15 protein-coding genes and 1 pseudogene are annotated in these 25,915 nt (G+C 61.3%); 5 read left to right on the top strand and 11 right to left on the bottom strand.

Annotated features, from left to right (window positions below; translation table 11 throughout):
• The 4 genes from AB4N92_RS24900 to AB4N92_RS24885 form a co-directional block, all read right to left on the bottom strand.
• Complete coding sequence (locus tag AB4N92_RS24900) at positions 1 to 1,167, bottom strand: GGDEF domain-containing protein (RefSeq protein WP_021491755.1); 1,167 nt, start codon at positions 1,165 to 1,167, stop codon at positions 1 to 3.
• A 51-nt stretch (positions 1,168 to 1,218) separates the two neighbouring features.
• Complete coding sequence (gene glgB / locus AB4N92_RS24895) at positions 1,219 to 3,456, bottom strand: 1,4-alpha-glucan branching protein GlgB (protein WP_021491756.1); 2,238 nt, start codon at positions 3,454 to 3,456, stop codon at positions 1,219 to 1,221.
• Positions 3,453 to 6,800, bottom strand: coding sequence for a maltose alpha-D-glucosyltransferase (treS, locus tag AB4N92_RS24890; RefSeq protein WP_047543202.1), 3,348 nt, complete (start codon positions 6,798 to 6,800; stop codon positions 3,453 to 3,455). Before treS ends, glgB begins: the two co-directional genes overlap by 4 nt.
• 141 nt (positions 6,801 to 6,941) lie before the next feature.
• A complete protein-coding gene (locus AB4N92_RS24885) occupies positions 6,942 to 8,924 on the bottom strand; it encodes an alpha-1,4-glucan--maltose-1-phosphate maltosyltransferase (protein ID WP_236267213.1) in 1,983 nt (660 codons plus the stop codon).
• Positions 8,925 to 9,128: 204 nt separating this feature from the next.
• On the opposite strand from AB4N92_RS24885, the gene AB4N92_RS24880 reads away from it, so the two are divergent.
• Positions 9,129 to 9,305, top strand: a complete 177-nt coding sequence (locus AB4N92_RS24880; RefSeq protein ID WP_010210726.1) for a hypothetical protein — start codon at positions 9,129 to 9,131, stop codon at positions 9,303 to 9,305.
• Here AB4N92_RS24880 and AB4N92_RS24875 read toward each other — a convergent pair.
• Positions 9,283 to 9,774 (bottom strand): MgtC/SapB family protein, encoded by a 492-nt coding sequence (locus AB4N92_RS24875; protein ID WP_010210730.1) that lies wholly within the window; start codon positions 9,772 to 9,774, stop codon positions 9,283 to 9,285. The two genes, AB4N92_RS24880 and AB4N92_RS24875, sit on opposite strands and share 23 nt — an antisense overlap.
• Before the next feature lie 120 nt (positions 9,775 to 9,894).
• Here AB4N92_RS24875 and AB4N92_RS24870 point away from each other — a divergent pair, with 120 nt between their 5' ends.
• The 4 genes and pseudogenes from AB4N92_RS24870 (at position 9,895) to AB4N92_RS24855 (ending at position 13,469) form a co-directional block, all read left to right on the top strand.
• A complete protein-coding gene (locus AB4N92_RS24870; RefSeq protein ID WP_010210735.1) occupies positions 9,895 to 10,134 on the top strand; it encodes a DUF3203 family protein in 240 nt (79 codons plus the stop codon).
• A gap of 184 nt (positions 10,135 to 10,318) precedes the next feature.
• Positions 10,319 to 11,728 carry a cytochrome c oxidase accessory protein CcoG gene (ccoG, locus tag AB4N92_RS24865; protein WP_010210738.1) on the top strand — a complete coding sequence of 470 codons (1,410 nt, stop codon included), beginning with the start codon at positions 10,319 to 10,321 and terminating at the stop codon, positions 11,726 to 11,728.
• A 51-nt stretch (positions 11,729 to 11,779) separates the two neighbouring features.
• Positions 11,780 to 13,188, top strand: a pseudogene (gene mapR, locus AB4N92_RS24860) (GntR family transcriptional regulator MpaR).
• A gap of 83 nt (positions 13,189 to 13,271) precedes the next feature.
• Positions 13,272 to 13,469: a hypothetical protein gene (locus tag AB4N92_RS24855; protein ID WP_236267214.1), complete on the top strand. Its 198-nt coding sequence runs from the start codon at positions 13,272 to 13,274 to the stop codon at positions 13,467 to 13,469.
• Between the two features lie 11 nt (positions 13,470 to 13,480).
• Here the strand turns inward: AB4N92_RS24855 and AB4N92_RS24850 are convergent, their stop codons facing one another.
• From AB4N92_RS24850 to AB4N92_RS24825, 6 genes are all read right to left on the bottom strand, one after another.
• The gene (locus AB4N92_RS24850; RefSeq protein WP_044287062.1) at positions 13,481 to 14,227 is read right to left on the bottom strand and encodes an SDR family oxidoreductase; all 747 of its coding nucleotides are present in this window, start codon (positions 14,225 to 14,227) and stop codon (positions 13,481 to 13,483) included.
• A 54-nt stretch (positions 14,228 to 14,281) separates the two neighbouring features.
• A complete protein-coding gene (locus AB4N92_RS24845; protein ID WP_047543196.1) occupies positions 14,282 to 16,378 on the bottom strand; it encodes a putative bifunctional diguanylate cyclase/phosphodiesterase in 2,097 nt (698 codons plus the stop codon).
• A 278-nt stretch (positions 16,379 to 16,656) separates the two neighbouring features.
• On the bottom strand, positions 16,657 to 18,066 hold the full coding sequence (locus tag AB4N92_RS24840) for an efflux transporter outer membrane subunit (protein WP_226994555.1): 1,410 nt from the start codon (positions 18,064 to 18,066) through the stop codon (positions 16,657 to 16,659).
• Positions 18,067 to 18,200: 134 nt separating this feature from the next.
• A complete protein-coding gene (locus tag AB4N92_RS24835; protein ID WP_021491763.1) occupies positions 18,201 to 21,308 on the bottom strand; it encodes an efflux RND transporter permease subunit in 3,108 nt (1,035 codons plus the stop codon).
• Positions 21,305 to 24,406 (bottom strand): MdtB/MuxB family multidrug efflux RND transporter permease subunit, encoded by a 3,102-nt coding sequence (locus AB4N92_RS24830; protein ID WP_021491764.1) that lies wholly within the window; start codon positions 24,404 to 24,406, stop codon positions 21,305 to 21,307. Before AB4N92_RS24830 ends, AB4N92_RS24835 begins: the two co-directional genes overlap by 4 nt.
• Positions 24,403 to 25,704, bottom strand: a complete 1,302-nt coding sequence (locus tag AB4N92_RS24825) for an MdtA/MuxA family multidrug efflux RND transporter periplasmic adaptor subunit (protein WP_010210748.1) — start codon at positions 25,702 to 25,704, stop codon at positions 24,403 to 24,405. The genes AB4N92_RS24830 and AB4N92_RS24825 overlap by 4 nt, the downstream gene beginning before the upstream one ends.
• Positions 25,705 to 25,915: the final 211 nt, after the last annotated feature.

The following is a 25,915-nucleotide window of genomic DNA, read 5'->3' as shown; positions in this document are numbered from 1 at the left end:
CTACTCCGCCACTGCCACCTGATTGCGGCCCTGGGCCTTGGCGCGATACAGGGCCTTGTCAGCGGTGTTCATCAGGCCGTGCAAGTCCTGATCCTGCGCATGGGTGGACGCCACACCCAGACTGGCGGTCAACCCATGCACCGGCTCGGAGGCCAATCCCGAAATGGCCTTGATCAACTGCTCGGCAATATCCCGCGCGGTTTCCAGCGACGTATTGGGCAGCAACACAGCAAACTCTTCGCCGCCCAGGCGCCCGTACACATCGGCTTGGCGGAACGACGTGCTGATCACCCCGCCGATCTGACGCAACACCTGGTCACCAGCCTGGTGGCCGTAGGTGTCGTTGATTTCCTTGAAGTGGTCCATGTCCATCATCAGCGCACACAGCGGTTGCCGGTTGTGACGGCATTGGGCGTACAACACCTGGGCATGTTCAAAGAAGGCACGGCGGTTCATCAGGCCGGTGAGTTCGTCGGTCTGTGCGGCGCGGGTGGAAATGTTGTGGGCACGCTCCATCTGCCGGGTCAGGCGAAAGGCCTTCTCCAAAGCATCCGAGAGCTTGCGCGTGGCGCTGACGACAAAGGTGGAGAACACCAGCACCGCAACGGCTACGCCCACTTGCATCGACGACGGCTGGAACAGCAGCCATAGCGTGCACGGCAACAGCACCACGGCCATGGAAGCCAGCGTCATGTAGCGATAAGCCGAGTAACAGGACACGGCGCTGACCGACATGCCCACGGTAAACAGCATCACCAGCACCTGGGACAACCGATCATCGGTGGGCATCACCGCCAAGGCGCCGAGGCCCCAGGTTGCGGCAGACAGCAGCAACGTAACCCAGTAACGGCGTTCCCAGCGGTCTGGAGTGCGTTCGGCATTGGGGCAGCGAAACCACTTCATGAACATCATGATGCGAATCAGCGACGTCGCCGCCAATACCACCAGCCAGACCAAGATAACCTGATGGTCAAACCGCTCCCAGCACAGCCAGCACAGCATCACCGCAGCCAGGTAACTGCCGAATATCGCAGCGAATGACTGCCGGAACAGCTGGTGCAAACGATCGGTTCGCACCTGCTCCTCTATGAAGCAATCATGGTCCTGCCCACGCTCAAGGCCATTCATGAAATTCGCCCGATCCGACTGCCACGACAAAGGCGCCATTGTGGCACCCTGCCAGTAGTGCGGACAACAGAATCCAGCACGGTAGAGCCTTTAAAGCGGTTCCGGACGCAGAATCAGTACGCCAAGCGGCGGGAGATTCAACGACAGCGATACCGCCTGTCCATGGTGCGGCTCATCCTGGGTAAATATCTCCCCTCCATTTCCGTAATTGGAGCCGGCGTACATGTCCGCGTCGCTATTGATCACTTCGCTCCAGCGCCCGCTGAACGGCACGCCGACTTTATAACCCTCACGCGGCACCGGGGTGAAGTTGGCCACCACCAGCACTGGCCTGCCGTCCTTGCTCCAGCGCAGCCAGGCGTAGACGCTGTTGATCGCATCGTCACCGATCAGCCACTGGAAGCCTTGGGGCGCGTCGTCCTGCTCATGCAGGGCGGGTTCCTCGCGGTACAGGCGGTTAAGGTCGCCGACCAGCCTTTGCACGCCTTTGTGCTCAGCATACTGCAGCAAGTACCAATCCAGCTGCTGGTCGTGGTTCCACTCGCGCCATTGGCCGAATTCGCAGCCCATGAACAACAGTTTTTTGCCGGGGTGCATCCACATGAACGCCAGATAGGCACGCAGGTTGGCAAACTTCTGCCAGCGGTCGCCAGGCATCTTGTCGATCAGCGAATGCTTGCCGTGCACCACCTCATCGTGGGAGATCGGTAGGATGAAACGCTCGGACCAGGCGTATACCAGGCCGAAACTCAGCTCGTTGTGGTGATGGGCGCGATACACCGGGTCCTGCTGGATGTAATGCAGGGAATCGTGCATCCAGCCCATGTTCCATTTGTAGTTGAAGCCCAGGCCGCCCTGCTGGGTCGGCTGGCTGACGCCGGGCCAGGCGGTGGATTCCTCGGCGATCACCAGGGCGCCAGGCGCCTCGATGGCGACCACATCGTTCAGGTGACGCAGGAAGTCGATCGCTTCCAGGTTTTCGCGGCCGCCATGACGGTTCGGTACCCACTCGCCGGCCTTGCGCGAGTAGTCGCGGTAGAGCATCGAGGCCACCGCATCCACGCGCAGCCCGTCAATGTGGAAATGTTTGAGCCAGTGCAGCGCCGAAGCCAGCATGAAACCATGCACTTCGGTGCGGCCCAGGTTGTAGATCAGCGTGTCCCAATCCTGGTGGAAACCTTCCAGCGGGTTGGCATATTCGTACAGCGCGGTGCCGTCAAATTGCGCCAGGCCGTGGGTATCCGTGGGAAAGTGCGCCGGCACCCAATCGAGGATCACGCCGATATCGGCCTGATGCAGTGCATCGACGAAATAGGCGAAATCCTGCGGCGAGCCAAAGCGTGCCGTCGGTGCGAATTGTGACAAGGCCTGATAGCCCCACGAGCCGCCGAACGGATGCTCCATGATCGGCATCAACTCGATATGGGTGAAGCCCAGTTGCTGCACATAGGGAATCAGACGTTCGGCCAGCTCGCGCCAATTGTACTGGCGTGCCACTTCGCCCGCCTCGTCCAGCTCGGCCTGCCAGGAACCCACGTGCAATTCATAGATCGACAGCGGCGCGGTGGTCTTCTGCTTTTCCACCCGCGACTGCATCCATGCGTGGTCCTGCCAGTCGACCTGCAAGGGCTCGGCGACCTTTGACGCAGTGTCCGGCGGCAATTGGGTGGCCAGCGCCACAGGGTCGGCCTTGAGCGGCAGGATCCCGTTGGCGCCGAGCACTTCGTACTTGTAGGCGGCGCCCGGCTGCAGGCGTGGGATAAAGATCTCCCACACGCCGGAAGGATGGCGCAGGCGCATCGGGTGTCGGCGACCGTCCCAGATATTGAAGTCGCCCACCACCGACACCCGCCGAGCATTCGGTGCCCACACCGCAAAACGCACACCTTGCACGCCGTCGACGCTGGTCACCTGGGCACCGAGGCAGCTGCCAAGGTCGCGGTGATTGCCTTCGGCGAACAGGTACAGGTCCATTTCACCGAGCAACAGTTGCTGGAAGCTATAAGGGTCTTCCGTGATCTGCTCGCCACCCGCCCACTGGATTTTCAACAGGTACGCCTGGCGCGTGTGAAAGTGCCCGACAAACAGACCGGGCACCTGGCTCGCGTCCAGGCTACCGATCTGCTCGCCACTGTCGCGGGCCAGTACCTGGACACTCAACGCTTCAGGCAGGAACGCACGGATAAACTGGCCGCCGTGATCATCATCGTGTGGCCCGAGAATCGAGAACGGGTCATGGTGTTCGGCGCGTACCAGCGCTTCGACGTCCTTGGACGCCGGCAATGCCGTCAACTTCGGTTGCAGCGGTTCTTTATTTGTAAAGCTCATGACGTCTCCCCACCGCGTGCAGTTTTCGATATAGGCGCAAGCCCGCTCAACAGTCCGTGCAACCCTTGCAGGGGCACTGGCAACCAGGTCGGGCGGTTTTCCGCTTCGTAGGCCACTTCATACGCGGCCTTCTCCAGGCTGAACAACGTCAGCGCTGCGTCCTGGCCTTTGGCATCCTGCCAGTCATGCGCCAGTGTAGACGTAGCGGACTGATAGGCCTGGATAAAGGCCTGGCGTGCTTCTTTCAGGTAACGGTCAGTCACGCGTTTGCGCGCCTGGTCCGCCTCGGGCGAGTGATCCACCCCTTGTACATTCAAGGCCATGGCCGCTGCATAGTCGAAGGAACGCAACACGCCGCTCACATCTTTATACGGGCTGTGCTTGCCGCGTCGCTCATGCAGTGGGCGCGCCGGCTCACCTTCAAAGTCGATCAGGTAGGCATCGCCCTTGACCACCAGCACCTGGCCCAGGTGCAAGTCACCATGGACCCGAATACGCAATCCGCCGGCCGTGGCTTTCGCCAGGGCCTGCACATGGCTGGCGATGGCTTTTTTCTGCGCCAGCAATTCACTGACCAGCGCTTGATCCGCCAGGTTCAACTGGCTTTGATGAAGTTTGAGCAGTTGCAACGCGCGGTCCAATTGCGCGCCGACATCCTTGGCCCAGGCCTGGGTGTCCTTGACAGTGGTGACTTCCGGCTTGAAGTCCTTGTTGGTGGTTTTCGCGCCGAGCACCCGGTGCATCTCGCCCAGGCGTTGGCCAAGCAACCCGGCAAAGTCAGCCAACTCGCCGAGGGCGTTGTAGTGCTGTTCCTGTTCGGACATGGCTTCGGCCAGTTCGTCGCGGATCGCGCGCTCCAGGTTATTCTGGGTCCAGCCCCAGGCGTCGCCCTGGTTGCTCAAGTAGCCTTGGGCAATCATCAGCAGGTTGTCCTGGCCCTCGGCGTCGTGGCGAATCATCGAGCCCAGCAACGGCGAGATATTCGGGTAGCCGGCTTCGGTCAGGTAGGCGCTCATTTCCAGTTCCGGGTGCACGCCGGAGGCGACTTTGCGGATCAGCTTGAGCACCAGGCTCTCGCCCACCACCACCGAGCTGTTGGACTGCTCGGCCGACAGGTAGCGCACCTCGGACTCATCCGTCAGTTGCAGCTTGGCCAGGTGCGGGGTGGCCGCAAAGCGCAGCTCGCCTTCATGGGTGTTGAGCAGGGTACCCGCCTGCAACCCCTGGATCACGGCGCGGACAAAGTGTTCGAGGCTGAAGGCATCGGTCACCAACCCCACCTGACGCACGCGCCGCACACGGGCCAACGCCAATTGCTGCGGCAAGGCGCTGGTGAACTGATCTTCGCCGAGGAAACCGAACGGCAACTGATAACGACTGACCTGTCCACCGGCCGTCACTTCCAGTTCGCTGAGCAACACCGGGTGTTGCGGGTCGCCAAAGCGCACGCCATAAGCAATGCGCACGCTGTCGATGGCCGTGTCCTTGCCGGCGAACCAGCGGCGCTTGGGCAGCCAGGCTGGCAGCACGGTCTGTTCCAAAGAGGCGCGGCACGGTTCGTCCAGCAGTTCTTCCATACGCTTTTTCAACACCAGCGTGGTGAAGTCCGGCATGCTCTGGGCCGGCTCCACGTGCCAGCTGGGCATCTGGTTTTCCGGCGCCAGCACGAACCAATAAAAGCCATAGGGCGCCAGGGTCAGCAGGAAATTCAACTGGCCGATGGGCGGGAAGGCATTACCGCCCAGCATCTCCACCGGCACCATGCCGGCGAATGCCGACAGGTCCAGCTCGGCCGCCTGGGCACTGCGCGACACGTTGGCCACGCAGAGGATGATCTCGTTGCGCCCATCTTCGCCGGTGAATTCACGGGTATAGGCCAGGATGCGGCGGTTGCTCGGCGAGAGCATTTTCAAGCTGCCACGACCAAACGCCTTGGACTGCTTGCGCACCGCCAGCATGCGCCGGGTCCAGTTCAGCAGCGAATGGGGGTCCTGGGCCTGGGTCTCGACATTCACCGACGGGTAGCCGTATTGCGGGTCCATGATCGGCGGCAGTACCAGGCTGGCCGGGTCGGCGCGAGAGAACCCGCCATTGCGGTCGATGGACCATTGCATCGGCGTGCGCACGCCATCGCGGTCGCCGAGGTAGATGTTATCGCCCATGCCGATCTCATCGCCGTAGTACAGGGTGGGCGTACCGGGCATCGACAGCAACAGGCTGTTGAGCAGCTCGACTCGACGACGGTCGCGCTCCATCAACGGTGCAAGACGGCGACGAATACCCAGGTTGATCCGCGCGCGACGGTCAGCGGCGTAGTAGTTCCACAGGTAATCGCGCTCCTTGTCGGTGACCATTTCCAATGTTAGCTCATCGTGGTTGCGCAGGAAGATCGCCCACTGGCAGTTGGCCGGAATTTCCGGAGTCTGACGCAGGATGTCAGTGATCGGGAAGCGATCTTCCTGGGCCAGCGCCATATACATGCGTGGCATCAGCGGGAAGTGAAACGCCATGTGGCATTCATCGCCGTCGTCGCCCTTCTTGTCACCGAAGTACAGCTGCGTGTCTTCCGGCCACTGATTGGCTTCGGCCAGCAGCATACGGTCAGGATAATGGGCGTCGATTTCGGCGCGGATCTGCTTGAGCACATCGTGGGTTTCAGGAAGGTTTTCGTTGTTAGTGCCGTCGCGCTCGATCAGGTACGGGATGGCGTCGAGGCGCAGGCCGTCGATGCCCATGTCCAACCAGTAGCGCATCACCGACAACACGGCTTTCATCACCTGGGGGTTGTCAAAGTTGAGGTCGGGCTGGTGAGAGTAGAAACGGTGCCAGAAGTATTGGCCCGCGACTGGGTCCCAAGTCCAGTTGGACTTCTCGGTGTCGAGGAAGATGATGCGCGTGCCGTCGTATTTCTGGTCGTCATCCGACCACACGTAGAAGTCCCGTGCCGCCGAGCCGGGCTTGGCCTTGCGTGCGCGCTGGAACCAGGGGTGCTGGTCGGAGGTGTGGTTGATCACCAGCTCGGTGATCACCCGCAGCCCGCGCTTGTGCGCCTCGGCGATGAAGCGCTTGGCGTCGGCCATGGTGCCGTAGTCGCTGTGCACGCCACGGTATTCGGCAATGTCATAGCCATCGTCACGGCGTGGCGAGGGATAGAACGGCAGCAACCAAATGGTGTTCACGCCCAGATCGGCGATGTAGTCGAGCTTGGCGATCAGGCCGGGAAAATCACCGATACCGTCGTTATTGGAGTCGAAATAGGATTTGACGTGAACCTGATAAATCACCGCGTCTTTGTACCAGAGCGGGTCTTTGATAAAGGTGGCAGCGTTGGGTTTCTTCGCCATTGGAAACTCCTGAAAACACTAAAATTCTGTGGCCGGAATACGATCCAGTGCGGGCGCTGGCTTGCTTGCGATAACGGTCTGTCAGTACCTGAACTGACACATCGCAATCGCAGGCAAGCCCGCTCCCACCGGGGATCTCCATCAGGCTGGGGAATGGCTGATACGCCAGATTCCAAAGGGCATCTGTGGGTCCAGTCGCGTCCACTGGTTCTTGCCATACCAGGTCCAGCGATGGCCGTTCATCAAGTCTTCGCCCTGGGTCTGGGCGTCGTCCGGCAGGCCCAACTCCCATAGCGGCAACTCGAAATGGGCTTCCTGGGCGTTGAATGGGTCAAGGTTCACGGCCACCAGGATGAAGTTGCTGCCATCCTCGCTGCGCTTGCCGAAATACAGGATGTTGTCGTTCCAGGCGTTGTAGAGCTTGAGCCCCAGGTGCGTCTGCAGCGCCGGGTTCTGCCGGCGGATGCGGTTGAGCTGGGCGATCTCGGCGATGATATTGCCGGGCGCCGTGTAGTCCCGTGGGCGGATTTCGTATTTCTCCGAGTCCAGGTATTCCTCTTTACCCGGCACCGGGGCCGATTCGCACAATTCGAAACCTGAATACATGCCCCAGAGCCCTGAGCCCATGGTGGCCAGTGCCGCACGGATCAAGAAGCCGGCACGGCCGGATTCGTGCAGGAAGGCAGGGTTGATGTCCGGCGTATTGACGAAGAAATTCGGCCGGTAGCACTCGCGCCACGGTGATTCGTTCAGCTGCGTCAGGTATTCGCTCAACTCGGCCTTGGTGTTACGCCAGGTGAAATAGGTGTAGCTCTGGGAATAGCCGACCTTACCCAGGCGCGCCATCATCGCCGGGGTGGTGAAGGCTTCGGCGAGAAAAATCACCTCGGGGTACTTGGACCGGACATCGCTGATCAGCCATTGCCAGAACGGCAGCGGCTTGGTGTGGGGGTTGTCGACGCGAAAGGTCTTCACGCCCTCTTCCACCCAGCCCACCACGATGTCGCGCAGTTCCGTCCACAGGCTCGGGATGGCATCTGCGGCATAAAAGTCGACGTTGACGATGTCCTGATACTTCTTCGGTGGGTTCTCCGCGTATTTGATCGTGCCGTCCGGGCGCCAGTTGAACCAGCCGGGATGGGCCTTGAGCCATGGATGGTCCTGGGAACACTGGATCGCGAAGTCCAGGGCAATCTCCAACCCATGCTCGGCGGCCGCCTGGACCAGGCGACGGAAGTCATCGCGACTGCCCAGTTGCGGATGGATGGCTTCATGGCCACCCTCCTCGCTGCCAATCGCGTAAGGGCTGCCCGGATCGTCCGGGCCGGCGGTCAGCGAGTTGTTCTTGCCCTTGCGGTGGCTACGCCCGATCGGGTGGATCGGCGGGAAGTACAGCACGTCGAAGCCCATGTCATGGATCATCGACAGCCGCGAGTGCACGTCATTAAAGGTGCCGTGACGCGCAGGATCGTCAGTGATCGAGCGTGGAAACAGCTCATACCAGCTGGCAAACAGCGCCGCCTCACGCTCCACATCAATCGGGTAAACCGTGCTGATGCTCAAATAGGCGCGATGATCGGCCTGGGTCATCAGGTGTGCACTGTCTTCGTGCAGGAACTGCGCGACCTGCTCGGTTTCCAGCAGCCCGGAGAGTTCATGGTGCAGCAACATCAGGCGATCGCGCAGCTCATTGTAACTGCGCTCGGCGGCTTGCAGCACCAGGCTACGGCCTTCCTGCAACTCCAGGCTGACCGGCACGCCGGCCTCATGTTTCTTGCGTAGCTCATAGCAAAAGCTGGCGAAGGTATCGATCCAGGCCTCGATGCAGTATTCGTGAGGGCCTTGCTGGGTCACGGTAAACGTGCCCTCCCAGCCGTTGTTGCCCACGTCGGTCATGACCACGCTGTGCCAGCTTTCATCCTGCAGCGGGCGCCAGCGGATCAGCACGGCGAGCTTGTCATGGCCATCGGCGAACACTTTGCTGGTGACATTGACCTGTTGGCCGACCACGGCCTTCACGGCAAATTCGCCGCCATCAATCACGGGGGTGGTGCTTTCGATCGCAATCCTGGGCAGCAACAGTGCCTGGGACAGTGGTAACAAAGATTCTATTTCAGCAGTCATCGAGCATCTTCCCCTTACGCCCTGTGGACGCTCTTTGCTTGATCCGAATTCTGAGGCGGCCGCGCTCTTCCTGAGCATGACCGTAATAGGTCCGAGCCTGGGCTCCGGTTAAAAGTTCAGCTGGATATGCCGCCATCGGGCGGGGAATCAATTCGCCCCGGCGGCTGTCCACCGATAGAGCAAAGCACAAAGGAGGCCACACCGATGAATATCCCGATCCCGGCAGAAACGCCGGACCCGAATATCGACAAACCGACCCTGCCGCCCACCGAACCGCAGCCCATTCCGGAAAAAGAACCACCCGAAAATGAGCCACCGCCGGTGGAGGAACCCCCTACGACCATGCCGCCAGTGATCGTCAGTCCTTCTCGAAACGCTTGACGATCTTCGGCATCACGCTGAACACCACCAAGGCCAGTAACGTACTGAGTACCGCTGTCGATTCCCGGCCCAACCCGGCCGACACCCCGATCGCAGCGGTCATCCACAAACCGGCTGCGGTGGTCAGGCCTTTGACGTGGCCCTCTTCATCATCCTTGCCCTTGATGATCGTGCCCGCGCCCAGGAAGCCGATCCCCGCAATCACACCCTGCACCACCCGGCTCATGGCATCCGCCTGGTTGCCGGACATTTGCGGCACCATCACAAACAAAGCCGCGCCCAACGCCACCAGCATGTGGGTGCGCACCCCGGCGGCCTTGCCCTTGCTCTCTCGCTCAAAGCCAAGGATGCCGCCCAGGGTCGCCGCGATCAGCAGGCGCACGGTGATCTGGGTGAGCTGCTTGGCGTCGCCAATGTCGGCGAATTCAGCCTGCAGGGTTTGCCACACTTCAAGCCACCAAGCGTCCATCGAAGCTGTCCTTTGTCATGGTTGGTAAAGGATGGACAGCGGTGACCGCCAGTCAGTTGCCTGGAACCCCCACACATTGCTGCCCCCTAATCCTCATAGCCCATGAATAAGGAGAACGGCATGCCCATTCGTATCGAAAACCACCTGTGCTACTTCATGCTCGATGACAACGGCCAGGAACAGAGCGTGCCGGCGACTCGGGTCAATATTGTTACCGACCTCGACAAATCCATGTCCTACGTGGAATTGGCCGCCGAACGGATCTACATCACTGAAGCGGAGGCCGATGCCCTGACCGTGGCCGGCGCCCATGACGGGCGTCAGCACGTGAAGGCAGAAGAACCTGGTTCGCTGATTTAATTGATCTGTGTCAGCGCATTCAAAATAACGCTGCACCCCTGACGCCACGGGGTGCAGCACATTGTCGCAGCGATCTTCCCGCGCACCTTCTGATCCGCTTTTTATCGCCATACCTGAGTCTGTTATGCAAACAGCGTCACGCGCATAGTTCATCCGCCTGATGGAGGCTGATGAGCGAATGACCATGAGCGAACACATCCCAACCGTGGAAATCTTTGAGCCCACACACCCAAAGAAGGTGAAGGCCAAATCCAGTGACAACCTGATTCATACCCGCAGTTTCACCGGGCTGTTCCGTACCTTGCGCGTGAGCGGTGCGGGCTTCCTGTTCCTGGCCTTTTTCGGCACCGTGTGGCTGAACTGGGACGATCGGCAGGCGGTGCTGTGGGACCTGGCTGAAAGCAAATTTCACATCTTCGGTGCGACGTTCTGGCCGCAGGACTTCATCCTGCTGTCGGCGCTGCTGATCATCTGCGCCTTCGGCCTGTTTGCGATCACGGTGTTCGCCGGTCGCGTCTGGTGCGGCTACACCTGCCCGCAAAGCTCGTTCACCTGGCTGTTCATGTGGTGCGAAAAAGTCACCGAAGGCGAGCGCAACCAGCGCATCAAGCTGCAAGCCGCACCCTGGAGCCTGAACAAATTGGCGCGACGCTCGGCCAAGCACACGTTATGGCTGGGCATCAGCGTGCTGACCGGTCTGACGTTTGTCGGCTATTTCACGCCGATCCGCCCCTTGGCGGCCGAACTACTGACCTGGCAGATGGGCGGCGTCAGCCTGTTCTGGGTGCTGTTCTTTACCGGCGCCACCTACATCAATGCCGGCTGGCTGCGTGAAGCGGTGTGCATGCACATGTGCCCGTATGCGCGGTTCCAGAGCGTAATGTTCGACAAAGACACACTGACCATTTCCTATGACGTGGCACGCGGCGAACAGCGTGGCCCGCGCAAACGTGAGGTCAAACCCGCCGACGTCGGCCTGGGCGACTGCATCGACTGCCAGCTGTGCGTGCAGGTCTGCCCCACTGGCATCGACATCCGCGACGGCCTGCAAATGGAGTGCATCGGCTGCGCGGCGTGCATCGACGCCTGCGATTCGATCATGGACAAAATGGGCTACCCGCGCGGCCTGGTGAGCTACACCAGCGAACATCAACTGCAAGGCGGCAAGACGCACCTGCTAAGGCCGCGTCTGATCGGCTACAGTGCCGTGCTGCTGGTGATGATTGCGGCGCTGGTGGTGGCGTTGGTGGAGCGGCCAATGGTGTCGCTGGACGTGACCAAGGACCGGGGCATGTTCCGCGAGAACGCCCAGGGTTTGATCGAAAACATCTACAGCCTCAAGGTGATCAACAAGACGCAGCAGCGCCAGGACTATCGCTTGGAGCTGGTGGACGCCGAGGGCTTCCAGTTGCAAGGCAAGACCGAGATCAGCCTGGCGCCGGGGGAAATCAGCGATGTACCCGTGTCGGTGGCGTTGCTGGCAGATAAACCTGCGAGCAGTTCGCAGACCTTGCGCTTCAAGGTGACGGATGTGGATGAACCATGGATCTACAGCGCTGCCGACAGCCGTTTTGTCGCACCGCTGAACCGCTGAACCCTCGCAACCTGTAGAAGCCGGCTCCTACCGTAAATCTTTTGGATATTCATGAAACGCTACGAAAAATTCGCCGACGACATTGCAGAACTGATCCGCTCCGGCGTGCTGGGCCCCGGCCAGCGAGTGCCCTCGGTGCGCTATGCCAGTCAGACCTACGGCATCAGCCCGTCCACGGTGTTCCAGGCTTACTACCTGCTGGAGCGCCGTGGCCTGATCCGCGCGCGGCCACGCTCCGGGTACTTCGTCAATACCCATGCCCCCAGCCCGTTTTCCGAGCCGGTGGTGAGTGAGCAGGTGCATGAGTCCACCGAAGTGGATGTGAGCGAACTGGTGTTCTCGGTACTCGATTCGATCAAGGACCCGAACACCGTACCGTTCGGCTCGGCGTTCCCCAGCCCTATGCTGTTTCCACTGCCGCGCCTGGCGCGCTCCTGGCCAGCGCCAGCCGTGAGATGGACCCGCGCCTGGTGGTCACCGACATGTCGCCGGGCAACCCGCAACTGCGCCGGCAGATTGCCCTGCGCTACATGGTCGGCGGGTTGATGCTGCCGATGGAAGAGCTGCTGATCACCAACGGCGCGTTGGAGGCTTTGAACCTGTGCCTGCAAGCCGTCACGGAACCCGGTGACCTGGTGGCCATCGAAGCCCCTGCGTTCTACGCCTGCCTGCAAGTGTTGGAGCGATTGAAACTCAAGGCAGTGGAAATCCCCGTGCACCCGCGCGATGGCATTGACCTCAACGCGCTCGCGCAAACCCTGGAGCGCTACCCGATCAAGGCCTGCTGGACCATGACCAGCTTCCAGAATCCCATGGGCGCAACCCTGCCGGAAGCCAAGAAGCAGGCACTGGTGGAGCTGTTACGCGGCCATCAAGTGCCCTTGATCGAAGACGATGTGTACGCCGAACTGTATTACGGCCAACAGGCGCCGAAACCCGCCAAGGCGTTCGACACCGAAGGCCTGGTGATGCATTGCGGCTCTTTCGCCAAGAGCCTGGCCCCCGGCTATCGCGTGGGTTGGGTGGCCGCCGGGCGCTTTGCGCAAAAGGTTGAGCGCCTGAAGTTGATGACCTCGCTTTGCCCTTCAATGCCCGCCCAGGCGGCGATTGCCGATTACTTGCAGCACGGCGGTTATGACCGGCACCTGCGCAAATTGCGCTATGCCCTGGAGGAACAGCAAAGCGCCATGCTGACGGCCATCGCCCGCTACTTCCCGGCGCAGACGCGCGTCAGCCAACCCGCCGGCGGGTATTTCCTGTGGCTGGAGCTGCCGGAGCAGACGGATTCGTTAAAGTTGTTCCAGATGGCCTTGGCGCAAGGCATCAGCATTGCGCCGGGGCCGATCTTCTCGGCGACCCAGCGCTTCAGGAACTGCATTCGCCTGAATTACGGCAGTCCGTGGACCGAGGCATCGGAGGAAGCCATGGAAACATTGGGGCGTATTATCCGATCGTTTTGAGCAGGAACCCCACTCCACAAGAGGCCACACAAGAACGCGCACGCAACAGCTACGCGAAATGCAAGCGCCAATGGGGCGCCCTGTTGGCGATCGACCTGGACAAGGTATTGCGATTTCTCGATAACGCAGACGATCGTTACTTGTATGCCAGCCATCGCCGTAATGGACAGATAGAGGGCTCGGCCAGCAACGGTTACAGCATTCCGGACAATTCCGAAGCCAGCCTGCTCCAGGCGTTCTCCCGCAAGGGTTACGACGTGCTGCGCCATCTACAGACGTAAGCAGCAGGGGCTTAACGACCACCGCCCAAATCGAGGAACGTCCCGGTGGCATAAGACGCCTTATCCGAGAGCAACCAGATAATCGCTTCCGCCACTTCATCCGGGCGCCCGCCTCGGGCCATGGGAATACCGGATTCCAACTTGCTGACCCGGTCGGGGTCGCCGCTCAGGGCATGGAAGTCGGTGAAGATGTAGCCAGGCCGCACGGCGTTGACACGAATACCCTCACCCGCCACCTCTTTGGACAAGCCCAGGGTGAAGGTGTCGAGTGCGCCTTTGGAGGCCGCGTAGTCGACGTATTCACCCGGCGAACCCAAGCGAGCCGCCACTGACGACACGTTGACGATGCTACCACCCTGCCCGCCATGCTTGGGCGACATGCGCAGCACCGCATGCTTGGCACAGAGGATCGGGCCGAGCACGTTGGTCTTCATGACTTTCAGGATGCGGAATTCGGACATCTCATCCACGCGGGATTTATGCCCCACCGTGCCGGCATTGTTGACCAATGCGGTGACACGGCCCAACTCGGCGTCCACCCGATGGAACAGCGCGATCACTTCATCCTCGATGCTCACATCCGCGCGCACGGCAATGGCCTGGGCACCCAGCGCCCGCACCTGTTCGAGCACACGATGGGCTGCGTCTTCGTCGGACTGGTAGTTGATGCAGATGCGATAGCCCTGGCGGGCGGCCAGCAAGGCCGTCTCGGCGCCAATCCCACGGCTGCCTCCGGTGATGATGACGACTTTGTCCATGGGTGCGGTCTCCTGATTCAACCTGATGCTAAGGGTTGGATCCAAGAATAACCGTCACGCACGGCTTTTGTCAGGCGCTACCGCCTCTTCGGCGCGCTGGATGTCCGTCATGAACCCCTCCGCCGGCAACGGATGGCCCAGCAGATACCCCTGCAGGGAGTTGCACCCCAGTCGGGTGAGGAAACTCTGCTGCACATCGGTTTCCACGCCTTCGGCGACAATGCGCAGCCCCAGGGCCTGGCCGAGGGCGACAATGGCGGAAACGATGGCGGCGTCGTCGCTGTCGTGTTCCAGGTCGCGTACAAAACCCCGGTCGATCTTCAGCTCGTTGGCCGGCAGGCGCTTGAGGTACATCAGGCTGGAATAACCGGTGCCGAAGTCGTCGATGGACAAATCGACGCCCATGTCCGACAGCTGCTGCAACACGGTCATGCTCGCATCGGCGTCGGTCATGGCAGTGGTTTCGGTGATTTCCAGGGTCAGGTTATTAGCCGGCAACTGGTGCCGCTCCAGGGCGTCGGCCACGCTCTTGACCAACCCGGCGTGGCAGAACTGCAACGCCGACAGATTCACGGCAATACGCCAGTCTTCGTAGCCCTGGGCGTACCACAGGCTCATCTGGCGACAGGCCTCGTTGAGCACCCATTCACCGATCGGAATGATCAGGCCGGTCTTTTCCGCCAGCTCGATAAACATCGCCGGCAGCAGTAGCCCTTGTTGCGGATGCTCCCAGCGCAGCAGGGCCTCGGCCCCCACCGGGATACCGCTGACCGCGTCGCACTTGGGCTGGTAGTACAAGCGGAATTGCTCCTGCTCCACCGCATTGCGCAAGTCCTGCAGCAGTTGCAATTGCTTGCGTGCATTGGTGTTCATCGAGGCATCAAAGAAGCTGTAGCCATTCTTGCCCATGCCTTTGGCGTGGTACATCGCGGCGTCGGCGTTCATCAGCAATTCCTGGGGGTTGTGGCCGTTGCCCGGGAACATGGCGATGCCCACGCTGGCAGAGATCTTAAGCTCATGCTCGGCCACCTGGAACGCTCGGTTGATCAGGATCACTTGGCGCTCGGCAAGGCCAAGGGCATCGTCCGGCTGAGTCAGTTGCACCAGCAACACGAACTCATCGCCGCCAATGCGCGCCAAGGTGTCCTGACTGCGCAAGTCTTCGCGCAGGCGCAGGCCGACCTCACGCAACAATTGGTCACCCATGTGATGGCCAAACGCATCGTTGACCGGTTTGAAGCCGTCGAGGTCGATAAACATCAGCGCGAAGCAACCGCCCTGCTCTTTCACGACCTGCATGGCCTGTTGAATGCGATCGGCCAACAAGGTGCGATTGGGCAAACCCGTGAGCATGTCGTGCAGGGCCAGGTGGGTCAGTTCCTGGTTGGCCAGGGTCAGGGAATCGGCCAGCACTGCAGTACGCGCTTCCAGGCGTGCATCGAGCAACGAGGTGAGCAAGGCGATGGCCAGCACGGCCAGGGTGGTCACCAGCACCAGGTTGTCCAGCCCCTTGCCGCTCAAGCCGTTCAGTGCAGCACCGCAAACGCTGTCATCGGCGAAACGTGCCGCGGCCATCCCCGTGTAATGCATGCCGACGATGGCAAAGCCCATCACCACCGCGGCGCCCCCACGCGCAAGGCGCACATACGGCGCGTTACGACGCAAGTTATGGGCGATCCACAGCGCAGCGCCAGACGCCGCGACGGCGATCAACAACGAAGCGCCAAACAGAGTGGGGTCATAGTCAATGCCCGGCGTCATGCGCATCGCGGCCATGCCGGTGTAATGCATACACGCAATGCCGGTGCCCATGACCAGCGCGCCAAACGCCAGTTGCCAGGCAGGTAAACGCGGCTGACTGATCAGCCACAAGGCAAAGCCGCTCGACAACACCGCGATCAACAACGACAGCGCCGTGATCCCCAGGTCGAAGCCCAAGGCAAACGGCAAGCGCAACGCCAGCATGCCGATAAAGTGCATCGACCAGACCCCTACGCCCATCGCGATGGCGCCGCCGGTTATCCATAAATAGACAGCGCGGCCATTGGCGGTGGCGATGCGTCCGGACAGGTCCAGCGCGGTGTAGGAAGCCAGGATCGCCACGAACAGCGAGATCACGACCAGGGAGGGTGAATAACTACCGATGAGCATGGGACTTCTCGTGCACAACGGGACTAAGACGCCCGTACCAGGTGGCAAAGCGGGCGATTGTAGCGAGAATAATTATTGAACAGTTGATTAATTATCAGAGCGCCATTAGTGGCATTTTGACGTCAATCATATGGCTCAACAGCTACTCGAACCCGAGGGTCAGTTGCGGCCGAATGTGGGAGCGGGCTTGCTCGCGAAGGCAGTGAATCATCAAATGTTCAGTGACTGACACTCCGCATTCGCGAGCAAGCCCGCTCCCACAATGGCTCGGTTTATGTTTATTTTTTGTCCGCGATCGGTGTCTGCCCGTCCCAACCGCCGCCCAATGCCGCGATCAATTGCACGCTGGCAACCAGGCGCGTCTGCAGCAAGGTCAGCACCGTGCGTTCGTTGCTCAAGGCCGTGGCTTGCACGGTGACTACGTCCAGGTAGGCAATCAGGCCGGCCTTGTACTGATTCTGGGTCAGGCGCAGCGATTCACGTGCGGCCTCCAGCGCTTCGTTGCTGACCACCGCCTCGTCTTCCAGCACCTTGAGCTGCACCATGTAGTTTTCCACTTCGCGGAAACCATCCAGCACGGTCTGGCGGTACTTGGCCACCGTCTCATCATAGGAGGCCACGGTACGGTCGACTTCCGCCGAACGCTGGCCACCGTCAAACAGGGTCATGGCGAGTTTCGGCCCCACCGACCAGAAGCGATTCGGCAGGCTGATCCAGTCGGCGTAGGTACTGCTGGAGTAGCCGCCGGCCAAGCTCAGGCTCAGGTCCGGGTAGTAGGCCGCCTTGGCGACACCGATATTGGCGTTGGCGGCGATCACCGAGCGTTCGGCCGAGGCGATGTCCGGACGGCGTTCCAGCAATTGCGACGGCAGGCTCACCGGAATCTGCGGCAGTGCCGGGATATCCTTGCTCACCGCCAGGTTGAAGTTGGCCGGTGCCTCGCCGATCAACACGGCAATCGCGTTTTCCAATTGGGCACGCTGCCAGATCAGGTCGATCAGGCTGGCCTGGGTGGTCTTGAGCTGGGTTTGTGCCTGGGCCACCGCGTCCTTGCCGGAGACCCCGGCCCGGTACTGGTTTTCAGTCATTTGCAGGGAGCGTTGATAGGTCTCCAGCGTGGCTTGCAGCAAGCGCGTCTGTTCATCCATGACGCGCAGTTGCAGGTAACTTTGCACCAGTTCCGATTGCTGGCTCAGGCGCATCGCCGCCAGGTCCGCCGAGCTGGCTTCGGCGCTGGCTTCGTTGGCTTCCAGGCCGCGACGCAATTTGCCCCAGATATCCGCTTCCCAGCTCACGCCCAACTGGGCATTGAGGGTGTCGCGAATGCCGCTGCTGGAACTGCTCAGGCTCGCGTTGCTGCTGCCGGTGCCCTGACTGGCGCGGGTTTTCCCCACGCTAAGGTCAACGGTGGGGTAAAAAGCGCCACGGGAACTGCGCGCCAGCGCCTGGGCCTGGCGGAAGCGCGCCTCGGCCTGGGCCACGGTCTGGTTGGCCGTGTTCAGGCGCATCACCAAGTCGTTGAGCTGGCGGTCGCCGTACAGTTCCCACCAGGCGCCACGGGCCAGGGAGTCACTAGGGGTAGCCTGACGCCAGCCCTGGGCTTCCTTGAACTGCGCCGGTTCCACGACTTCCGGGCGCTGGTAGTCGGGGCCAATAGCGCAAGCACTGAGCAACAACGCCAATCCCATTGTAGGAGCGAGCTTGCTCGCGAAGGTCGTCAACGAAAACGCGCACAGCCTGAAAGTACGCGGTAACGGTGAGTTTTTCGCCAGCAAGCCGGCGCCTACAGGGGACTGCGGTGCATTGGCGTTGATTGAATCGGTCATAGCGCAGTGTCCAGGGCAGCATCGGTACGCACGCCGCGCCAGGCGTTGAAGCGATGGCGCGCGCGGTCGAGATAGAGGTAAACCACCGGGGTGGTGTAGAGGGTCAGGATCTGGCTGAACACCAGGCCGCCGATAATGGTCAGGCCCAAGGGGCGACGCATTTCCGCGCCATCGCCCGCGCCCAGCAGCAACGGCAACGCACCGAGGATGGCTGCCAGAGTGGTCATCAGGATCGGCCGCAAACGCAGCAGGCAGGCACTGCGAATCGACTCCAGCGGGCTCATGCCGTCGTGGCGCTCCAACTGCAAGGCCAGGTCGATCATCAGGATCGCGTTTTTCTTCACCACGCCGATCAGCAGGAACAGCCCCAGCAGGGAGATCAGACTGAACTCGCCACCGGTCAGGTAAATCGCGAGCATCGCGCCGACGCCGGCTGACGGCAAGGTCGAAAGAATCGTCAGCGGGTGAATGTAGCTCTCATACAGAATACCCAGCACCAGGTACACCGCCACCAACGCCCCCAGGATCATGAACGGCTGGCCCTTCTGCGTGGCCGCGAAGGCATCGGCGGTGCCGGCCATCTTGGCGATCACGTCTTCCGGCAACCCGACCTTGGCAATCGCCCGCTCGATGGCGGCCGTACCCTGCTCCACCGTCACCCCGGGGGCCATGTCAAAGGCGATGTTTTCCGAGGCGAACTGGCCTTCGTGGCTGACGCGATCGTCGGCCAGGCTGTTCTCATAGTGGGCAATGGTCGATAACGGCACCCGCGCGCCATCGGCAGTGATCACCTGCATTTGATTAAGTGTGATCGGGTCCTGGGCGTATCTAGGATTGACCTCCATCACCACCTGGTACTGGTTGAGGCTGTCGTAGATGGTGGAAATCTGCCGCTGGCTGTAGGCGTTGTTGAGCACCGCCGTGACCATGTCCATGTCGATGCCCAGGCGCTTGGCCTGGTCACGGTCGACAATCAGCGTGACCTGCGCCGCACCCCGGCCTTCGCGGGCGTCGATGGCGGTGAGTTCCGGCAGCTCGCGCAAGGCGGCCACCACTTTCGGGTACCACAGGCGCAGTGCCGCCAGGTCGCCGCTTTGCAGGATGTAGGAATACTGGGCGCTGGTCTGGTCGCGGCTACCGCCGAATTGCAGGTCCTGGTCGGCCATCAGGAACAGCCGCCCGCCCGGCACCAGCGGCACGTCCTTGCGCAGGCGCTCGATCACCGCCTGGGCGGAAATCTTGCGCTCGCTGATGGGCTTCAGACGCACCAGCATCACCGCATTGTTGGTGCCGTTGTTGCCGCCGATGAAGCCGGCCACGCTGAGCACCGCCGGGTCCTTGAGCACCGCCTTGCGGAAGGTTTCCATTTTCGGCTGCATCACGCTGAACGACAGCCCATCGTCGCCGCGCACAAAACCGATCAACTGGCCGGTGTCCTGCTGCGGCATGAAGGTTTTCGGCACCACCACGTACAGCGCCACATTCAGGCCGATGGTCAGCAACAGGCTGAGCAGGGTCAGGCGACGATGGCGCAGCACCCAGTCCAGGCTGGTGGCGTAGCCTGCGACCATGCGGTCGTTGATCTTCTGGCTCCAGCGCTGCAAACCGGTCATCTGGCCTTTGACATGGGGCTTGAGCCAGCGTGCGCAGAGCATGGGGGTCAGGGTCAGCGAGACGATCAGCGACACAATGATCGCCGCCGACAAGGTGATGGAAAACTCGCGAAACAGATTGGTGACGATCCCGCCCATAAACAGGATGGACAGGAACACCGCCACCAGCGACACGTTCATCGACAGCAAGGTAAAGCCGACTTCCTGGGCCCCCAGGTACGCGGCCTTCATCGGCGGCACACCCTCGTCGATATGCCGGGAAATGTTCTCCAGCACCACGATGGCATCGTCCACCACCAGGCCGGTGGCCAGGATCAACGCCATCAACGAAAAGTTGTTCAACGAAAAACCGTACAGGTACATCACCGCAAAGGTACCCACCAGCGACACCGGCACCGCCAAGGTAGGAATCAGCGAGGCGCGGAAGTTACCCAGGAACAGGTACACCACCAGGATCACCAGCCCGACGGCTATCAGCAAGGTCATTTCGGCTTCGTGCAACGTGGCGGTGATCACCGGCGAACGGTCCATCGCCAGGCTCAGCTTGACGCTGGACGGCAACACCGCCTGCAACGCCGGCAGCTGCGCCTTGATCTGCCTGACCGTCTCGATGATGTTGGCGCCAGACTGGCGGTTGATCACCAGCAGCACCGCCGGTTCGTTATTGAAGAAGCCGCTGTTGTAGCGGTCTTCGACGCCGTCGCTGATCTTGGCCACATCGCCAAGGCGCAACGCCGCGCCATTCTGGTAGCGAATCAGCAGCGGCTCGTAGTCCTTGGCCTTTTCCAACTGGTCGTTGGCCTGGATCTGCCAGTTGCGCTGGCTGTCCTCCAGTGAACCTTTGGGCCGGCGCTGATTGGCGTTGGCGATGGTGTTGCGCACGTCGTCGAGGGCCACGCCGTACTGGTCGAGGGCCTTGGGCTCCAGCTCGATGCGCACTGCCGGCAACGAACTGCCGCCGATCTGCACTTCGCCCACACCGGGCACCTGGGACAGGCTTTGCGAAAGGATGGTCGAGGCCAGGTCGTACAACTGGCCCTTCTGCAGCACGTCCGAGGTCAGCGACAGCACCATGATCGGCGCCTGGGACGGATTGATCTTTTTGTAGGTCGGCATGCTGCGCATACCGCTGGGCAGCAGGTTGCGCGAGGCATTGATTGCCGCCTGCACTTCCCGCGCTGCGCCGTTGATATCACGGTCGGAGTCAAATGCGAGGATTACCCGAGTAGAGCCCTGGCTCGACGAGCTGCTCATGGTGGTAATGCCGGCAATCGAGCCAAACGAGCGCTCCAGCGGCGTGGCCACGGTAGACGCCATCACCTCAGGGCTCGCGCCGGGCAAACTCGCCGATACAACGATTACCGGGAAGTCGATCTGCGGCAGCGGCGACACCGGCAGCAGGTTGAAGCTGACACCGCCCAGCAACATGATCGCCAGGCTCAGCAGCATGGTCGCTACCGGCCGACGAATGAAAGGTCCGGACAGGTTCATGACTCAACCGGCTCCAGGCTTTGCGGCTCTTTACGCCAGCGACGGCCAAGGCGATCGAAGTACAGGTAGATCACCGGCGTGGTGAACAGAGTCAGCACCTGGCTGACCAGCAGACCACCGACCATCACCAAGCCCAAGGGTTGACGCAATTCGGCACCGGATCCCGTGGCGAGCATCAACGGCACCGCGCCAAACAGCGCAGCCAGGGTGGTCATCAGGATCGGCCGAAAGCGCAGCAGTGCCGCCTGGTAGATCGCGGTCTGCGGGTCGAGGCCCTGGTTGCGTTCGGCGTCGAGGGCAAAGTCGATCATCATGATCGCGTTCTTCTTGACGATACCGATCAGCAAGATAATGCCGATGATCGCGATCATGCCCAGGTCATTGCCACTGAGCAGCAACGCCAGCAAGGCGCCCACGGCCGCCGACGGCAAGGTCGAGAGAATGGTGATCGGATGGATATAGCTCTCGTAGAGCACGCCCAACACGATGTACATGGTGACCACCGCCGCCAGGATCAACAACAAGGTACTCGACAACGAGGCTTCGAAGGCCTGGGCCGCGCCCTGGAACTGGGTCTGCACGCCCACCGGCATGCCAATGTCTTTCTGGGTCTGGTTGATCAGTTCCACCCCTTTGCCCAGCGCAACGCCGGGGGCCAGGTTGAACGACATCATCACTGCCGGGAACTGACCGATATGCGCTATCGCCAATTGGGCCTGACGCTGTTCCACATGGGCCAGGCTGGACAGGCGCACCTGGCCACCATCGGTGGTTTTCACATGGATCTGGTTCAGCGCCTCCGGCCCCAGGGTTTCGCCGGACTGGGCCTGCAATACCACACGGTACTGGCTGGCCTGGGTGTAGATGGTGGAAATCTGCCGCTGGCCGAACGCGTCATACAATGCGTCGGTGATGGTCGACACGCTGACGCCCAGGCGCGAAGCCGCATCGCGGTCGATCACCAGGTACACCTGCAAACCCTTGTCCTGCAGGTCGCTGGCAACGTCGGTGAGTTCGGGCAACTGGCTCAACGCGTGCACCAGCTTGTCGCTCCACAACGCCAGCAACTCGGCATCGGGTGAGGACATGCTGAACTGGTACTGGGTGCGGCTGACGCGGTCTTCAATGGTCAGGTCCTGCACCGGCTGCATGAACAGGCGGATACCCACCAGCTTATCGATTTCCGGCTGCAAACGCGTGATCACCTGGGCAGCGCTCAAATCGCGCTGGCCGTGGGCCTTGAGGTTGATCAGCAGGCGCCCGCTGTTGAGGGTCGCGTTATCGCCGTCCACGCCAATGTAGGAAGACAGGCTTTCCACTGCCGGATCGGCCAGGATGATCTTGGCCAATTCCTGCTGGCGCTGGCTCATAGCGGCGAAGGAAATTGACTGCGGCGCTTCGGAAATACCCTGGATCACCCCGGTGTCCTGCACGGGAAAGAAGCCCTTGGGCACCACCAGGTACAGCACCACGGTCAGGCCCAGGGTGGCGATGGCGACCAGCAGGGTCAGCGGCTGGTGCTTGAGCACCCACTGCAACATGCTGCCGTAACGCGCGATCAACCAATCGATCCAGGCGCCGCTGGCCTTGTAGAAACGGCTTTGTTCTTCTTCCTTGGGTTCGCGCTTGAGCAAGCGTGCGCACATCATTGGCGTGAGGGTCAGCGACACCACCAGGGAAATCAGGATCGCCACCGCGAGGGTGATGGCGAACTCACGGAACAAGCGCCCCACCACGTCAGCCATGAACAGCAGGGGAATCAGCACCGCGATCAGCGACAGGGTCAGGGAAATCAGGGTGAAGCCGATCTGCTTGGCGCCCTTGAGTGCGGCGGCCAGCGGGGTCTCGCCTTCTTCGATGTAACGGGAAATGTTCTCCAGCATCACGATGGCATCGTCCACCACAAACCCGGTGGCGATGGTCAATGCCATCAGCGTCAGGTTGTTGATGGAGAACCCCGCCAGGTACATCACGCCAAAGGTGCCCACCAGGGACAGCGGTACGGCAATGGACGGAATGAGCGTGGCGCTGACCCGGCGCAGGAACAGGAAGGTCACCATCACCACCAGGGCAATGGCGATGAGCAATTCATGCTGTACGTCTTTTACCGAGGCGCGGATGGTCTGGGTGCGGTCGGTGAGCACCGTCACATCGAGGCCGGCCGGCAGGTTGTCGGTGATGCTCGGCAGCAGCGCCTTGATGCGGTCCACCACCTCGATCACGTTGGCCCCTGGCTGGCGCTGGATATTCAGCAGCACGGCCTGGTTTTGGTTGGCCCAGGCGGCGAGGCGTTCGTTTTCGGCGCCGTCGACGATCTGCGCCACGTCCTTGAGGCGCAGCGGCGCGCCATTGTTGTAGGCGAGGATCAGTTCGGCGTATTGCTGGGGCGAGACCAACTGGTCGTTGGCGTCGAGCATCGACACCCGCGTTGGGCCGTCGAAGTTACCCTTGGGCTGATTGACGTTGGACGCCGCGATCAGCGTGCGCACGTCCGACAGGTTCAAGCCATTGGCTGCCAGGGCTTCGGGGTTGACCTTGATGCGCACGGCCTGGCGCTGGCCGCCGGCGATGCTGACCATGCCGACGCCGCTGATCTGCGCAATTTTCTGCGCCATGCGCGTGTCGACCAGGTCATTGAGCTTGGGCAGCAGCATGGTCTTGGAAGTGATCGCAAGGGTCAGCACCGGGGTATCCGCCGGGTTGACCTTGTTGTACACCGGCGGCGCCGGCAAGTCCTTGGGCAGCAGGTTGGTGGCAGCGTTGATCGCGGCCTGCACTTGTTGCTCGGCGACATCCATATTGATGTCGAGGTTGAAACGCAGGGTCAGCACCGACGCACCGCCGGAGCTGGTGGAGGCCATCTGCGTGAGGCCCGGCATTTGCCCGAACTGGCGTTCCAGCGGCGCGGTGACCGCACTCGTCATCACGTCCGGGCTCGCGCCGGGGTACAGGGTCATCACGCGGATGGTCGGGTAATCCACCTGGGGCAAGGCCGACACCGGCAGCAAGCGGTACGCGATGATGCCGGCCAGAACAATGGCCAGCATGCTCAGCGTGGTGGCGACCGGGCGAAGGATAAACAGCCGCGACAGGTTCATGAACCGACCTTTTGCGCCTTGCCAGCGGTGGTGCCGGTCTCCCCTTTCGCCGCTGGCTTGCCTTGCAGGTGTTCGGTCGGGGTGGTCGGCACTTCGCTGCTGTCGTTCACCACTTCGATCTCGCTGCCATCCTTGAGGCGGTCGGTACCTTCCAGGACCACGCGGTCGCCGGCTTTGAGGCCTTCTTTGATCACGGTGTTGTCGCCGTCGGTATCACCCACCACCAGGGGCTGCACCTTGACCTTCTTGTCACCGTCGAGCACGTAGACGAAGGTACCGGTGTTGCCGAACTGGATCGCCGCCGACGGCGCCAGCACTACGTTGTGCAAGGTATCGGCCAGCAGGTGCACATTGACGAACTGATTGGGGAACAGCGCCTGGTCCTTGTTATCGAAGCGTGCCTTGAATTTCAGGGTACCGGTGGTCACGTCGATCTGGTTGTCCAGGCTTTGCAGCACACCCACGGCCTGTTGCTTCACATCACCACGGTCCCAGGCTTCCACCGGCAGCTTGTTGCCGGCGTGGTAGCGGGTGAGCACGGTTTCCAGGGTGTTTTCCGGCAGCGTGAAGGCCACGCTGATCGGCTGGGTCTGGGTGATCACGGCCAGGAACGTGGTGTCGTTGGCCGCCACCAGGTTGCCGACGTCCACTTGACGCAGGCCGACACGGCCGCTTATGGGCGCGCGGATCTTGGTGAATTCGAGGTTGAGCTTGGCGTCATCCACCGCACCCTGGTTGGTCTTGACCGTACCCTGGTATTGCAAAACCAGCGCTTCAGCGGTGTCCAGGGTCTGCTTGGCAATACTGTCCTGGGCATACAGGTCGCGGTAACGTTGCACGTCGACCTGGGCGTTTTTCAACTGGGCCTGATTCTGCATCAGCGTGCCCTGGGCCTGGAGCAAGGCGTTCTGGTAGCTGCGCGGGTCGATCTCGGCGAGCAGATCCCCAGCCTTGACCATTTGCCCTTCTTCAAAGGCGATCTTCACCAGCTCGCCGCCCACCCGGCTGCGCACATTGATGGTGTTGAGTGCGGTGACCGTGCCCAACGCCTTGTAGTACACCGGAAACTCGCCCAGCACCGCAGGCGCCACACGCACTGGCACCGGGCCGGTGGATCCACCGAAGCCTGGGCGCATCATCCCCGTTTTGCCGGCATGCCCCGCGGGCTTCTCGGCGCCGTCTTTATGGCTGCCGGGCCAGAATTTCCAGCACAGGCCGGCGATAACCAGCAACACAAGCAGGCCGAACAGCCAGCGGCGGGACTTACGGGGGGAGGATTGCATGGAGTGATCAACCATTGGGCGCGAGAGCTTCTTCTTGGGGAGGCTGAAAGATAAGCACTGGGGCGCATTTAGAAAAGCGCCTTTACCGGCTATTTACCTTGGGCTTACAACTTTTAACTTATGCGACTTAGTCCTACGGCGGTTTCGCTAAGCATCTGAGCTACAAATAAAAACGGCCTGGACTAGGCCAGGCCGCAATCTTGCATCACGCGTGTTACTGCAAAAC

This window comes from Pseudomonas sp. S3_A09 (assembly GCF_054668065.1).
The sequence above is the reverse complement of the archived record's forward strand: the minus strand, read 5'-3'. Positions and strand labels throughout refer to the sequence as shown.